Raw genomic sequence first — 14,900 nt, 5'->3', positions numbered from 1 at the left:
TTTTCCGAAGGAAAACGGATCCGACCCCTTCTTGTTTTCCGACACACCTGATCCACGCGTGGCGTGGATCTACTGCGGTCACCGGGAAATTGTCGGAGGCGGGGAGGGGGCCGATGGCGGGACCGTTCACGGCATGGATGCCGTGGCCGAGCCTACAAGGACGTACTTGCGGCGTGTCCCGCCATCGGCCCCCTCCCCGCCAGACCCTCAGAGTCCCAGAGCCGCTTTTGCTGTTGCCGTTGCTTGAAAGAAGCGGTGCAGCCGCAGGCTGCAAACCCCCCTCAATCCTGATCGTGCGCGCGCGCTGCTTCCGCCTGGGTCTCCTCCTGCGCCGCCATCTCGCGTGCGATCCACGCATCGATCATGTGCCGCTGGCGCTGCGCCTGCCGCCGCTCCCGCGTGTACTCCTGGTCCAGCACCCGGTACAGCGACACCATCACAAGAAGCATCAGCAGCGCGAACGGCAGCGCTGCGATGGTGATCATGCCCTGCAGCGCCTCCAGTCCGCCTGCCAACAGCAAGGAACCCGCCACCAGCGCAATGCCGACACCCCACGCCACTTTGTGCTTGCGCAATGGCTCGCCAGCGTCGTCCGTGGACATGCTGGCCAGTACCAGTACCGCAGAATCAGCCGAGGTCACGAAGAAGATCATCAGCAGCACCAACGCGATGCTCGACAGAAGAAGAGGCAACGGAAGGCTGTCGAACATGGTGAACAGTACTGTCTCGTAGCCGTTGCCCAGCGCCTGCAGCAGGTCGGCCTGGCCGAAGATCTGCATCCAGATGGCGGTGCCGCCGAACACCGAGAACCAGAAGAAGCCCAGCAGCGTCGGCGCCAACACCACGCCGATCACGAACTCCCGAACACTGCGGCCTCGCGAGATGCGCGCGATGAACGAGCCCACGAACGGTGCCCAGGAAATCCACCAGGCCCAGTAGAAGATCGTCCAGTCGGCCACCCAGGTGCTGGACGAGAACGGCGACATGCGCAGGCTCATCGTCACCAGCTGATTGAGATAGGAGCCCAGCGTGGTGGTGAAGGTATTGAAGATCGCGCCAGTCGGGCCGAGCACCAGCACCAGTGCCAACAGCAGCGCCGCCAGTGCAAGGTTGAAGTTGGACAGCCATTTCATGCCGCGGCCGACGCCACTGAGCGTGGACGCCATGTACAGAACGAAGGCCATCGCAATGATCGTCAACTGCAGCGGAACGCCCGCCTGCACGCCGAATACGCGTTCCACGCCGGCTGCGATCTGCACCGTGCCGAAGCCCAGTGCTGTAGCCACGCCAATCGCAGTGGCAACGACCGCGGAGATGTTGACCACACGCCCGATCCAGCCACGATGGTGACGGCCGATGATCGGTTGCAGCATGTCACTGACCTGGCCACGGCCGTTGCGGTTGAACTGGAACCAGGCCATTGCCAGGCCGATCAACGCATAGATGGCCCACGGGTGCAGGCCCCAATGGAAGAACACGTAGCGCATGGCAGCACGCGCAGCGTCCATGCTTTCAGGTGCCAGCCCTTCCGGTGGTTTGCTGAAATGCGAAATGGGCTCGGCGGCGCCCCAGAACACCAGGCCGATGCCCATGCCGGCGGCGAACAGCATCGACATCCAGCTGGCCCGCGAAAATTCCGGTTCGGCGTCTTCGCCACCGATGCGCAGGTTGCCGAAGCGGCCGAAGGCCAGGTACATCAGGAATACCAGGGCCAGGAACACGACCAGCAGGTAGAGCCAGCCGATGCCGCGGATGAGTTCGCCGAGGATGCTCTGCACCACGGTATTGAAGGGACCGGGTGCAACACCGGCGAGCAGCACCAGCAGCAGAACCAGTGCAATGGAAACGCGAAACACCATGAAGGGGCTTCTCCGATCAAGGGATTGAGGGGAGCGAGCAGAGCTTGCTGCGAGGGGCCGGCGACATGCAGCACAGACCGGGCAGGGGCCGCGAAGGCGACGAGGAAACACCGGCCGCAGCGGCACGATGCGCGTGCACGTTACTGAATGCGATGTCACGGTTCTGTTAATACAGAAACAGCGGATCCACGCCGTGCGTGGATGGAACAGCCAGGAGCTGCGGTGCGTTCTATGGTCTAATGCGCACCAAGAAGCGGGGGTACCGCGGCCATGTGGCCACGGTTGAGACAGTCCCTTGGAACCTGATCCGGCTCATACCGGCGTAGGGAAGCTTTGCAGTGCAGCCATGCCCGGACTCCGCCCAAGGACCGTCCGGGAGCGGCAGCAGTGCGCCGCCGCTTCGTCCCTGACCTTCCTGGACGATGCCCGATGAACGCACAGCTCTCCGCCCTGCAGCAACAGGCCCAGCAACTCTCCGAATCCGTGACCCGGCCCATTCCCGGCTCGCGCAAGATCCACGTGCCCGGCTCACGTCCGGATCTGCAGGTACCGATGCGCGAGATCGCGTTGACCCGCACGCCGACGTTGTTCGGCGGCGAAGAGAACGCACCGGTCACGGTCTACGACACGTCCGGTCCGTACACCGATCCGGAGGTGCGCATCGATCTGTCGGCCGGTTTGCCGGAACTGCGCCGCGGCTGGGTGGAAGAGCGCGGTGATACCGAGCAGCTCGAAGGACTGAGTTCTTCGTTCGGCCGCGATCGCGAGCAGGACCCGAAGCTCGATGCGGTGCGATTTCCCGCGCGCAGCCTGCCACGCCGTGCGCGTGCAGGTGCCAACGTCACCCAGATGCACTACGCGCGCCGTGGCATCATCACGCCGGAGATGGAGTTCGTCGCCATCCGCGAGAACCAGCGCCTGGACGCGATCCGCGATGCCGGCCTGCTGCAGCAGCACCCGGGCGAGGCATTTGGTGCCTCGATCCAGAAGATCATCACACCGGAGTTCGTGCGCGATGAGATCGCACGCGGCCGCGCGGTGCTGCCCAACAACATCAACCACCCGGAAAGCGAGCCGATGATCATCGGCCGCAACTTCCTGACCAAGATCAACGCCAATATCGGCAACAGCGCGGTGTCCTCGGGCATTGCCGAGGAAGTGGAGAAACTGGTGTGGGCGATCCGCTGGGGCGGTGACACGGTGATGGACCTGTCCACCGGCAAGCACATCCATGAGACCCGCGAGTGGATCATCCGCAACTCGCCGGTGGCGATCGGTACCGTGCCGATCTACCAGGCGCTGGAGAAGGTCGACGGCCGTGCCGAAGCACTTACCTGGGAAATCTTCCGTGACACGCTGATCGAGCAGGCCGAGCAGGGCGTGGACTACTTCACCATCCACGCTGGCGTGCTGCTGCGCTACGTGCCACTCACCGCCAAGCGCGTGACCGGCATTGTCAGCCGTGGTGGCTCGATCATGGCCAAGTGGTGCCTGGCGCACCACAAGGAGAATTTCCTCTACACGCATTTCGAAGACATCTGCGAGATCATGAAGGCCTATGACGTGACCTTCTCGCTGGGTGACGGCCTGCGCCCGGGCTGCATCGCCGATGCCAACGACGCCGCGCAGTTCGGTGAGCTGGAAACGCTGGGTGAGCTGACGAAGATCGCCTGGAAGCATGATGTGCAGACCATGATCGAAGGCCCCGGCCATGTGCCGATGCAGCTGATCAAGGAGAACATGGACAAGCAGCTGCGCGAGTGCGGCGAGGCGCCGTTCTATACGCTGGGCCCGCTGACCACCGACATCGCGCCGGGCTACGACCACATCACCAGCGCGATCGGTGCGGCGATGATCGGCTGGTTTGGTACCGCCATGCTCTGCTACGTGACGCCGAAGGAACACCTCGGCCTGCCCAATCGCCAGGACGTGCGTGACGGCATCATGGCCTATCGCATCGCCGCGCATGCTGCCGACCTGGCCAAGGGCCATCCGGGCGCGCAGGTGCGCGACAACGCGCTGAGCAAGGCGCGCTTCGAGTTCCGCTGGGAAGACCAGTTCCATCTTGGCCTGGATCCGGAGAAGGCCAAGGAATTCCATGACGAGACGCTGCCGAAGGATGCGCACAAGCTGGCGCACTTCTGCTCGATGTGCGGTCCGCACTTCTGTTCGATGAAGATCACCCAGGACGTGCGCGACTACGCCGAGGCCGGCATGAAGGAGAAGTCGGCGGAGTTCCGCGCGGCCGGTGCCGAGGTCTACCGCCAGGGGTGATGCGGAAGCGGGGGTGCCGGCCAGCGGCCGGCACTACCGCTCATCACACCGCTCCCGGCTATCCTCGGCCCACCACCCTGGGGAAAGGACGCCATGCCCGTTGCCATCACCACCCGCTGGCTGGCCATTGCCCGCCGTCATCCTTCGGCCTGGCTGCTGGGGGCCCAGTTGATCGCCGTGCTGCTGTACCCCGCGCTGGATGACACCGCTGCGGGCCGCGCGGCGCTGGGCATGTTCGGCATGGCGGTACTGGGCCTGGCGCTGTGGGTGGTCCAGCGCAGCCCGCTGGGCACCTGGCTGGCGCTGCTGCTGGCCATTCCTTCGGTGGTGTTCTCGCTGGCCGGTGCATTGCTGGATCGCAGTGCGCTGCTGACCACCGCGCAGCTGCTGGAAAGCCTGCTGTACTTCTATACGGCCGGTGCACTCATCGCCTACATGCTCCAGGACCATAAAGTCACCCGCGATGAACTGTTCGCGGCAGGTGCGACATTCACGTTGCTGGCCTGGGCCTTCGCGTTTGCTTTCGCCGTGTGCCAGCAGTGGTATCCGGGCAGTTTCCAGGGCACCGGTGGCGGTGCACAGCGCACCTGGATGGAACTGCTTTATCTGAGCTTCAGTTTGCTCTCGGGTGTCGGCCTGAGCGACGTCGTGCCACTGCATCCGCAGGCGCGTGCATTGGTCATGCTGGAGCAGTTTTCAGGCGTGATGTACGTGGCTTTGGTGGTTTCGCGACTGGTCGGATTGACCATGCTGCGGCGCATGTGAAAATGAACGCCAGATAAAAATTCCGCGCCCCGCAGGGCGCGAATGGTGCAGCAAATTATGTGAATGCGTCGGCGAGAGAGAGCCTGGATGTCGACCACGCGATAGGCGAGGTAACCCGCATAGGCTAGTATTCGCCCGCTTCATTGTTTTTGCGGTATGCGCCGATGCTTTGTGCGGAGTCTGGCTTTTTGCTGTTCCCAGGACGGGAGGGTATCGAAGGCAAACGCTGCCCCGGACCTGTCTCTACTGTGTAGCGGAAAATGAACAGCAGTGAAAACCAGCCCCCCGGATTCGATCGGATCCGGATCGGAGAGTGCACTGTCACTCTGTCCTCGCGAGAAGTCGAGGTCGTCGGTGCGCGTCGCCCGCGTCGGCTGACGCCGAAGGCGCTGGGCGTGCTGCGTGTACTGCTGCGCCAGCCAGGGCGTGTTGTCACCCGCGATGAACTGTTCGCGGAAGTCTGGCCGGACACGCTGCCGACCAATGATGTGCTTACCCAGGCCGTCACCCAGCTGCGCAAGGCGTTCAGCAACGACGACGACAACGGCCAGGCCTATATCGAGACCATCGCCAAGACCGGCTATCGCCTGCTGGTGCCGGTGCAGGTACTGGACGATGTCGAGCCGGCGCCGTCCGCAGGAGCCGATGACGGAATCGCGGACCTGCAACCGGTGATGGTCATCGCCGAGGAGAGGCCGGCACACGTGCAGGCATCGCGCCGCCGCTGGCGCCATGTCCGCCGGCGCGTGCTGCTGGTGCTGGGCGTGCTGATGCTGGCCACGGTGGTGGTGCTGGCCGCGCTGCTGCTGCGGCGGGCACCGGCCAGCAGTTCAGCGGTGGATGCGGCCGTGGAGAACGGCACGCGCGTGATCGGCAGCCCGCAGCGTCCCTATCGGTTGATCACCGCAACCAGCGGTTTTGAAACCTATCCCACGCTTTCACCCGATGGCTCGTTGGTGGCCTATGAAGGCGCCAACGAAGACGGGCAAGGGGGTGGGGCGATCAAGGTACAGACCTCCGGCAACGCGCCAGCGCGGCAGCTGCTGGCTCCGCCGGCCGGCTCGGTCGACCGCTTCCCGAGCTGGTCGCCGGATGGACGCGAGATCGCCTTCGCGCGGTTCAGCAACAACGGCGGCTGCCAGGTGCTGATCGCCAGCGCGACCGGTGGTGCCCTGCGCCAGGCCACGCGGTGCGATGGCACCGAGCTGCTCAGTTTCGACTGGACGCCGGACGGCCGTGGCCTGGTGTTCGGCAGCATGGTGGGGCGCTATGCCCATCGGGGCATCCGCAAGCTCGATCTGGCCAGTGGCCAATGGGAGGCGCTGGACTACGGTGTTGCCGAGGATGACTTCGACTATGCGCCGCGCTACTCGCCTGATGGCAAGTGGCTGGTGTTCGTGCGCAATCCGCAGCTGGGCGACCTGTGGCGCATGCCGGCAGCGGGTGGCACGCCCGAGCAGCTGACCAGCGAGGCCGCTGAACTGCGTGGCTGGGCCTGGTTGCGTGATGGCCGGACGATCGTGTTTGGACGCCGTGTCGACAGTGAAGTGCGCCTGTACTACCTGGACGTCGAGAGCCGCACGCTGCGCGATGCCGGGCTCGACGACGCACAGTGGCCGGCCACTGCACGCCGCGCGGGCATGCTGGCCTTCGTCCATCGGCGCGCGCAGTTCGGCATCTTCAAGGTGCCGATGGAGGGCGGCTCGCCGCCGCAGCGCTTGTTTGCGTCCAGTGGCCGGGATGGGCAGCCGATGGCGGCGCCGGATGGACGCCAACTGGTGTTCACGTCCGATCGTTCAGGCAGCTTCGCGCTGTGGTGGGCGGACATGGAGCGCCCCGATTCGCTGCGGCCGATCGAAGGCTTGCGGCCCGAGGCACGTCAGGCACCGGACTGGTCGGCCGACAGCCGCCGGTTGCTGGTGGTGGGGCGCGACGAGCACGGACGCACAGTGGTCTATGAGATCGCCCCACGTGACGAACGCGTCCAGCCGTTGCCTGTCCCGTCGGAGCAGCCGCTGCAGGCACTGTACGGGGCACGCCCGGACCAGCTGCTGGTGGTCGAGCGCGATGACCAGCAACAGACCCGGCTGAGCCTGTTTGATCGAAGCGTGCAGCCCTGGCGCCGCCTGGCCAGCATCGACGGTGTTTCGCAGGCGCGGTTCGATCGCAGCAGCGGGCGTGTGCTGTTCACCCGCCTGGCCGCAGGAGGCCTGTGGTCGGTGGATGCGGCGTTGGCACCGGCAAGCGTGCAGCAGATCAGTGATGACCGGCCCAGCCGGTGGCGGTACCGGGCCTGGACCGTGGCCGGCAACAACGCGATCGGCTACCTCGGTACGTCCACCCGTTGTGGCACGACACTGGTGCTGATCCAGGCCGGGCGCGAGGAACCGGAACGCTGCCTGGATGCGGAACGCCTCAGTGCCGGCAACGGGCTGAGTGCCGGCGCCGATGGGCACACGCTGTTCGTGGCAATGGCGGTCAGCGACGGTGCCGACATCGGCGTGATGCGCTTGCCCGAGCGCTCGCCGACGCTGCTTCCGGCGTTCTCCAAGTTGTTGTTGTTCAACGGAAATGGGCCTTCGTAATTTCTTCGTGGCGACCTCGCCGCGAATTCGTGGCGATCTCGTCTGACTTTCCTGACGTGGTGCCGCCTGATTTGGCAAAACGGAGGCCTGTACTAGGCAAACCGTGGTGTCCCCATGCGTCAACTCTCGCTGGCCGATCGCGGCCAAACCGTCTCTCTGGACCGGTCGCTCGACGATGCTGCGCCGACCTGCCTGGGCGTGGCCCGGCTCGGCAGCCTGCAGACCGCAGGCAGCAGCTTCACTGTGTGGATGCAGGTGCGCGGCAGCTCCTGGGTGGAAGCCAAGGAAGGACGCTTCCGCTTGCGCCAGGGCGAGTGGATCGCCTTCGAGAAAGAGTCGCGGCCGCTGGTGCAGGCAGGCCGCAACGGCTTGTGCGTTGGCCTGAACCTGACTGTCGAAGCACTGCGCGTGCTGGCCGAGATGGCCGACTGCGGCCTGTACGCCGGGCGTGGCCGCATGAGCCGTGGCGATGCCCGCGTTGCGCTGCGCCTGTGGCGCGATGCGCTGGCCAGTGGCCAGCCGGCACAGGCACTGCGCCCGCTGCTGCTGCATCTGGCGGGCCTGCAGCGTGGGCTGGCCGACAACGTGCAGCGTTGCCCGGGTCGCTCGCGCAGCCGCAAGCGCCAGGTATTCGGCCGCATGCAGCGCGCCCGCCTGTACCTGGAAGGCAACAGCCACCGCGTGGTGCGCATCGGTGAACTGGCCGAGCTGACCAACTTCTCCAGCTGGTATCTCTCCAAGACCTTCCAGAGCCTGTACGAGGAAAGCCCGCAGTCGCTTTCAGCACGTTTGCGCCTGGAAAGGGCGGCCGACCTGCTGCGTGACACCGACATGATGGTTGGCGAGGTCGCTGCGGCCAGTGGCTTCGACAACTGCTGCAGCTTCGCGCGTGCGTTCCGCGCCCGCTACGGCCAGTCCGCATCGCGCTTCAGGGAAAACGGCGGCTTGCTGCCGCCACAATCTGCAAAGTCTCCGGTTGGCTCGCGCAAATACAGCGCTGCAACGCAATCGTAACGTGCTGGGGTGTTTTAACACGCTGCTAACACGTACCTTGGAGAGATAGATGAACGTTCGTAATCCCGCAGTGCGGCTGGGCCTTCTGCCGGCTGGCATTGCGTTGGCGCTGACGCCCGCCTTTGCTTCTGCGCAGGAAGCAAAGGATGCGACCACCCTGGATCGCATCGAAATCACGGGCTCGCGCATCCGCGGCGCCTCGATGGAGACCCAGCAGCCGGTCCTCACGCTGAGCCGTGAGAACCTGGAAAAGCAGGGCTACACCACCGTCGCCGATGTCCTGCAGAACCTGACCTCGGCAGGTTCGCCGGCCATTTCCCGCGCGGACTCGCTGTCCTCCGGCGAAAACGTTGGCGGCTACTACGTCGACCTGCGCAACCTTGGCGCGCAGCGCACCCTGGTGCTGATGAACGGCAAGCGCCTGGGCGCGACCACTGCCGGCTACCAGGATCTGAGCCAGATTCCGATGGCCGCCGTCGAGCGCATCGAAGTGCTGAAGGATGGCGCCTCCGCCATCTACGGTTCGGACGCCATTGCTGGCGTGGTCAATGTGATCACCCGCAAGCGCTTCGATGGTGCTGAAGCCAGCGTCTACGTTGGCCAGTACGGCCGCGGCGACGGCGACACCAACACCTACTCGTTCACCCTCGGCTCTGAAGGCGAGCGTGGCGGCGTGACCCTGTCGGCCGAGTACTCCAAGCAGGATCCGGTGTGGGCGAAGGATCGTTGGTTCAGCCGCGACGGCGGCCTGGGCCCGAATTCGACCTCTGCCGACTGGAGCCCGCTGAGCCAGAACAGCACCTGGTGCGACCCGCGCGTGTGGGGCGACTGCAAGCCGCGCGCTGCAGGCCAGCCGCAGCCGGAGTGGAAGACCCTGAATCCGGGCGGTGACCCGAAGAATGCGGCCGACTACCACCTGCTGACTCCGGCCGAGTACTCCAACGCCAACCAGCAGATGATGGTGCAGACCGGCATCGAGCGTAAGTCCGTGTATGTCAACGGCAGCTACGATCTGGCTGATTCGATCACCTTCAATGCTGACGTGCTGTACAACCAGCGCACCACCGACCAGCAGATCGCGGGTTACCCGTACCAGTCGCTGTCGTTCGGTACCCCGCTGTCGAAGGACAGCGCGTTCAACCCGATCGGCCAGGACGTTGAGTTCCGTCGCCGCCTGTGGGAAGTGCCGCGTACCACCAAGAGCGACCTCAAGACCCTGCGCTTCGCGCCGAGCCTGAGTGGCTTCTTCGAGTTTGCCGGCAAGACCTGGGACTGGGACGTTGGCGCGCTGTGGAACCGCAACGAGCTGACCAAGACCGGCTACGGCGACATGAGCCTGATCGCTTCCGAGCAGGCACTTGGCAAGTCGTTCATCAACGGCCAGGGCGTTGCTCAGTGCGGGACCGCCGCCAATCCGATCCCGCTGAGCCAGTGTCGCCCGTGGAACCCGCTGCTGCCTTACGGCGTCAACGGCCAGGGCTCGCTTGCCGACCGTGATCTGCAGAACTTCCTGTTCCCGACCTACACCGACACTGGTGTGACCAAGACCACCAGCTACACCGCCAACCTGTCCGGTTCGCTGTTCGAGCTGCCGGCCGGTGACCTGGGTGTGGCCATGGGCTACGAGCACCGCAAGGAAGAAGGCCGCTTCGTGCCGGACGCCTTCCGTCAGTCGGGCCAGTCGACCGGCCTGGCGTCGACCACCACCTCGGGCAACTACTCGCTGGATGAGTTCTACCTGGAACTGAACGTGCCGATCCTGTCGGACCTGCCGTTTGCCAAGGAACTGACCTTCAACGTCGCAAGCCGCTACTCTGACTACAGCAACTTCGGTGACACGATCAACTCGAAGTTCGGCCTGGTGTGGCGCCCGATCGACGAACTGCTGGTCCGCGGTACCTACGCAGAAGGCTTCCGCGCACCGACCGTTGACGATCTGTACGGCGGCACCAACTCGAGCTTCGAGCGTTATACCGATCCGTGCGGTTCGACCTCGCCGGGCAACGTCGCTGGCAATGCTGCCTGCGCCGCGGCTGGCGTGCCGGCCAACTACGTGCAGGTCGGCCAGGGCTTCGCGCCTTGCAGCACCTTCCCGTGCGCGACCCCGGACCAGTTCGTCAGCGGTTCGAATTCGGCTCTGAAGCCGGAAACCTCCAAGAGCAAGACGGTTGGCCTGGTCTGGAGCCCGCGTTGGGTGCAGGGCCTGGACATCTCGCTCGACTGGTACCGCTACGAGCTGAAGAACATGATCATCGCTGACAGCGTTGATCGCATCCTGCGTGACTGCTACGTGCTGGGCAACGCAGCTCGCTGCGAAGGCGTCACCCGTGCCGCTGATGGCCATATCGAGGCGCTGACCTACGGCCTGGCCAACCTCGGCTCGATGGAGACCGAAGGCTACGATCTGGGTGTCAAGTACCGCCTGCCGGAACTGTCGATCGGCAAGTTCAGCATCGACTGGCAGACCAGCTACCTGGCCAAGTACGACGAAGCCGGCCAGAACAAGAAGGGTGAGAACATCACCATCGGTCGCGTTGGTGAGCCGGGCCTGTTCCGCGTCCGTTCGAACCTGGGTGTCAACTGGGAGCTGGGTGACTTCGGCGTCAACTGGACTGCCCGCTACTACTCGGGCATGAAGGAAAGCTGCATCGACGACGCATGGTGCGACGCTCCGAACCACTACGCCAATGGTGAGCCGGATCCGCTGCGCCACACCGGCTCCAACACCTTCCACGATGTGCAGGTCAGCTGGAAGGCTCCGTGGGATGCCACCATCGCCCTGGGTGCGAACAACGTGTTCGATCACCGCGGTGCGCTGCAGTACTCGGCGCCGAACTCGAGCTTCGCCTACTACGGTGGCTTCGACGTCGGTCGCTTCCTGTACATGAAGTACACCCAGCGCTTCTGATAGTTCGAAGTGCGACAGCAGTACCGGGAGGGCGGACCGCAAGGTCCGCCCTCTTTCTTTGTAGGGGAATTCCGAAATATCTTGGAAGGTGAGGGAGGTCACGTTCCTGTCGTGTCGCAATCAACACAGTTGCTGGGTCCACTTGCGGACCCTTGCACATGGAGAGAGCGATGAAGAGCACGCTGTTGCACAAACTGTCTGCTGCTGCACTGATCTATGCAACATTGGTGGGTGCGGTGTTTGCCTAGACCGGTGGCGTCTGTGGGGGCGGGCTGTACTGCGAGGAGCTGCGTCAGGAATGCCTGGCTGCAGGCAAGTCGAAGGTCCTGTGCGATCTGCAGTATCGCCACTGCGTGCAGGATGCCTGCGGCGCGCGCTGATGCAAAAAAGGCGCGCCTTTGGGCGCGCCTTCGAGGTTCTTCCTGCGTTGACAGCTCAGATCTCGCTGGGTACCAGTCCCATCAGGCTGTTGGCATGCTCCCGCCACTGCGGCAGCCTGTTGAGAACACCTGCGCGCTGCAGGTAGTCCTCGTCCACCGGATCACCATTGACCAGTGCCAGTGCCACGTGCACTGCGCCGGTCACCCAGAAGCTGCGTGTATTGGCACGCTGCGGCTGCAGATGGAACGCCACCGCCTCGATGATCGGCATCGGCAGGCCCCACAGGCCGAGCAGATAGGCACCGGCTTCGGCGTGGCCCGGGCGGGTGTCACCGGCCAGCGACGGTTCGCTGCGCTCGTTGCGCACGCCGGGCAGCAGCAGGCCGATGTCGGCCAGCAGCGCGGCGGTCGCGCCCAGTTCGGCGCTGGATTCGGGCAGCAGGCGTGCCGCCAGCCGCGAGGCGAGCAGGGCGCGCTGCTGTAGTGAATTGCGCTCGGCCGTGGACAGTGTCGGTGCCGAGAACACCTCGCTGGCCAGTACCAGATCGCGCAGCGTCGACAGGCCGAGGCGGGTCACGGCGGTGCGCAGGTCGGCGATGGTGCGGCCCTGGCTGAAGAACGCCGAGTTCGACAGCTGCAGCACCTTGGCCGCGATCGCCGGATCAGCGGCCACCAGCTTGGCGACGTCGGCGCTGTCGGCGTCGTCGTCATGTTCCAGTGCCTGGGTCAGGCTCAGGTACAGGTGCGGCGGCGAGGGCAGCTTCTCGATACGGCCGATGGCGTCGCGCAGGCGAGGGCTGTCCAGCACTTCACGCAGCTCTTCCAGGCTGGTCAGCGCTTCCAGCAACACTTCCGGTGCCAGCGGCAACGGCAGGAAGCGGTGGGCCACGCCGATCAGGCGTGCCGGCGGCGGCCGGTTGCCGTGCTGGGCGTCCACCAGCGCAATGCGGATGGTTTCCGGGCGCAAGGTCCGGATCTGGCCCAGCAGCGTGGTGGCATTGAGATCCGGCAGTTGCGGGCAGACGATCACCGCATCCACGCCCTGCGTGGCCACCGCGGTCATCGCGGTCTGGCCATCGGTGGCGGTCAGCGGCTGCCAGTCTTCCCCAAGATCGGCAATGAATTCGGTCAGCTCAGCCGGCAGGCTGGCTGCATCCCCAACAAGCAGAATACGCACGACACATTCCCCTGGCTGTCTCGACGATGGATGTCGACGACGTGTGAAGTGACGCAATTTACCTAATACGGCGGCAAGAGTGATGTGCCGTCGTCATGAAACGTGACCCGCATCGCTCCGGCGGGGTGCCGCCGGAGCGATCCGGTTCAGGCTCAGGCCTTGCTGTCGAGATGGCGCTGGTGCGCCTCGATCAGGATCTGCTTGGCCTCAGCGGCGCCGCCCCAACCGTCGAGCTTGACCCACTTGCCCTTCTCCAGGTCCTTGTAGTGCTCGAAGAAGTGGCCGATGCGCTCCAGCCAGTGGCTGGACACCTGGGCGATGTCTTCGACGTGGGCGTAGCCACTGAAGATCTTCGACACCGGCACGGCCAGGATCTTCTCGTCGCTGCCCGCCTCATCGCTCATCTTCAGCACGCCGACCGGACGGCAGCGCACGACCGAGCCCGGCACCAGCGGCAGCGGCAGCACCACCAGCACGTCGGCCGGATCGCCGTCGCCGCACAGGGTGCTCGGCACGTAGCCGTAGTTGCAGGGGTAGCGCATCGGGGTGGACAGGATGCGGTCGACGAAGATCGCGCCGGTTTCCTTGTCCACTTCGTACTTCACCGGCTCCGAGTCCTTCGGGATCTCGATGATGACGTTGATTTCTTCCGGCGGGTTCTTGCCGGGCGAGACGAGTTCCAGACCCATGGTGTGCTCCAAGTGGGGGATATAGACGGATAGCCCCCCATTTTATGCCTTTGCCGGGCGCTGTGCAGGGGAGGGGGCCGACGGCAGGGCGTGGAAGGCGCCGACCCGGCGGGCCGGGGTTGACCGATGGGGCCGGGCGGCGTGCGCGCGCAGGCTGGATGCACCTACCCGAGGAGTTCCCGCATGAAACCATCCGCCCTGTCACTCGGCCTGTTCTGCGCGCTGCTGATCGCGCCCGCCGCCCAGGCCTTTCCCTACGTGGACCTGATCGACTATCCGCACCAGGAAGCCAACTGGGACCGCTTCTTTGCCCTGGAAGGCCGGTTGCAGCATGGCTTCGACAGGATCTGCGGCGACACCTTCTGCGAGGGCGAGTACAGCGACATCCGGGCGCTGCGCCTGCGGTGTTCAGTGGATGCGGTGCGCGGCACGGTGCGTGAGTGCCTCTGGGCATTTGCCGCCAGTGACCTGGCCGTGTCGCGGAACGACGGTGCGATCGTGGCCCGGCAACCGACCTGGCTATGCCGGCTGCCGCTGGTGCCTGGCACCCCGGTTGAGGACTTCCATGCGGCGCTGGCGGCCCGTAATCCGCTGCATGATCCGTTGCCCGGCACGTCGGAGAGCGTCTATGACGGGCTGACCGGCTGCATCCACTGATGCGAACGTGACTGATTCGCATTAACGGAGTAGCATGCGCGGCGCCTTCCGTCTGTCGTCCCGGTTCCGCGCATGTCCTCCAATGCCGCCTCCCTTACCGAACTGCTGATCCGTGAGCGGCCGGCACTGCTGCGCCGGGTGCAGCGCATCCTCGGCGGAGACAATGGTGCCGAGGACGTGATCCAGGCCGTATGGTTCAAGGCCCGTGGGGTCGACGACAGCCAGGCCATCGACAACCCGCGGGCCTATCTGTACCGGCTGGCCGCCAACCTGGCCACCGACCACGGCCGCGAATCGACCCGGCGCAACCGCCTGCTGGCCGACCACTACCTGTGGGGGCCGGACGAGGTCATCTCGACCGAGGAACAGGCCATGGCACAGGACGAGCTGCAGCGGGTGCTCGATGCGGCGGGGCACCTGCCGGAGCCGACCCGCACCATCTTCCGGCTCAACCGCCTGCAGGGCCTGACCCAGGCCGAGATCGCCCGCCGTCTCGGGGTGTCGGTGACGACCGTCGAAAACCATGTGCGCACCGCCCTGCAGCGCCTGGCCTGGGCACGCAGCGGCCGATGATGGCCCCGGCTTGGGGCTG

The 14,900-nt window shown here is 65.2% G+C and carries 10 protein-coding genes and 1 riboswitch; of the genes, 7 read left to right on the top strand and 3 right to left on the bottom strand.

Annotated elements, in window-relative coordinates:
- Positions 1-281: 281 nt before the first annotated feature.
- Positions 282-1,859: a BCCT family transporter gene (locus tag ARC63_RS07705; RefSeq protein WP_049412107.1), complete on the bottom strand. Its 1,578-nt coding sequence runs from the start codon at positions 1,857-1,859 to the stop codon at positions 282-284.
- A gap of 245 nt (positions 1,860-2,104) precedes the next feature.
- Positions 2,105-2,206, top strand: a riboswitch (TPP riboswitch).
- An 82-nt stretch (positions 2,207-2,288) separates the two neighbouring features.
- Between ARC63_RS07705 and thiC the strand changes: the two genes are divergently transcribed.
- The 5 genes from thiC to ARC63_RS07680 all read left to right on the top strand — a co-directional run bounded on the left by thiC (position 2,289) and on the right by ARC63_RS07680 (position 11,405).
- Positions 2,289-4,133, top strand: a complete 1,845-nt coding sequence (gene thiC / locus ARC63_RS07700) for a phosphomethylpyrimidine synthase ThiC (protein WP_010483982.1) — start codon at positions 2,289-2,291, stop codon at positions 4,131-4,133.
- Positions 4,134-4,226: 93 nt separating this feature from the next.
- A complete protein-coding gene (locus ARC63_RS07695; protein WP_010483983.1) occupies positions 4,227-4,898 on the top strand; it encodes an ion channel in 672 nt (223 codons plus the stop codon).
- Positions 4,899-5,158: 260 nt separating this feature from the next.
- Complete coding sequence (locus ARC63_RS07690) at positions 5,159-7,483, top strand: winged helix-turn-helix domain-containing protein (protein ID WP_057502946.1); 2,325 nt, start codon at positions 5,159-5,161, stop codon at positions 7,481-7,483.
- 114 nt (positions 7,484-7,597) lie between these two features.
- Entirely contained in the window at positions 7,598-8,497 is a 900-nt protein-coding gene (locus ARC63_RS07685; RefSeq protein ID WP_010483985.1) for a helix-turn-helix transcriptional regulator, read from the top strand.
- A gap of 49 nt (positions 8,498-8,546) precedes the next feature.
- A complete protein-coding gene (locus ARC63_RS07680) occupies positions 8,547-11,405 on the top strand; it encodes a TonB-dependent receptor (protein WP_010483986.1) in 2,859 nt (952 codons plus the stop codon).
- A gap of 435 nt (positions 11,406-11,840) precedes the next feature.
- Here ARC63_RS07680 and ARC63_RS07675 read toward each other — a convergent pair whose 3' ends face one another.
- Together ARC63_RS07675 and ppa are read right to left on the bottom strand one after the other, a co-directional pair.
- Entirely contained in the window at positions 11,841-12,962 is a 1,122-nt protein-coding gene (locus tag ARC63_RS07675; RefSeq protein WP_010483988.1) for an HDOD domain-containing protein, read from the bottom strand.
- A 152-nt stretch (positions 12,963-13,114) separates the two neighbouring features.
- On the bottom strand, positions 13,115-13,651 hold the full coding sequence (gene ppa, locus ARC63_RS07670) for an inorganic diphosphatase (RefSeq protein WP_005410935.1): 537 nt from the start codon (positions 13,649-13,651) through the stop codon (positions 13,115-13,117).
- 183 nt (positions 13,652-13,834) lie between these two features.
- Between ppa and ARC63_RS07665 the strand changes: the two genes are divergently transcribed.
- Complete coding sequence (locus tag ARC63_RS07665) at positions 13,835-14,308, top strand: hypothetical protein (protein WP_010483989.1); 474 nt, start codon at positions 13,835-13,837, stop codon at positions 14,306-14,308.
- A gap of 72 nt (positions 14,309-14,380) precedes the next feature.
- On the top strand, positions 14,381-14,881 hold the full coding sequence (locus ARC63_RS07660; protein WP_014038389.1) for an RNA polymerase sigma factor: 501 nt from the start codon (positions 14,381-14,383) through the stop codon (positions 14,879-14,881).
- Positions 14,882-14,900: the final 19 nt, after the last annotated feature.

This window comes from Stenotrophomonas geniculata ATCC 19374 = JCM 13324, assembly GCF_001431625.1.
GTDB lineage: Bacteria > Pseudomonadota > Gammaproteobacteria > Xanthomonadales > Xanthomonadaceae > Stenotrophomonas > Stenotrophomonas geniculata.
The sequence above is the reverse complement of the archived record's forward strand: the minus strand, read 5'-3'. Positions and strand labels throughout refer to the sequence as shown.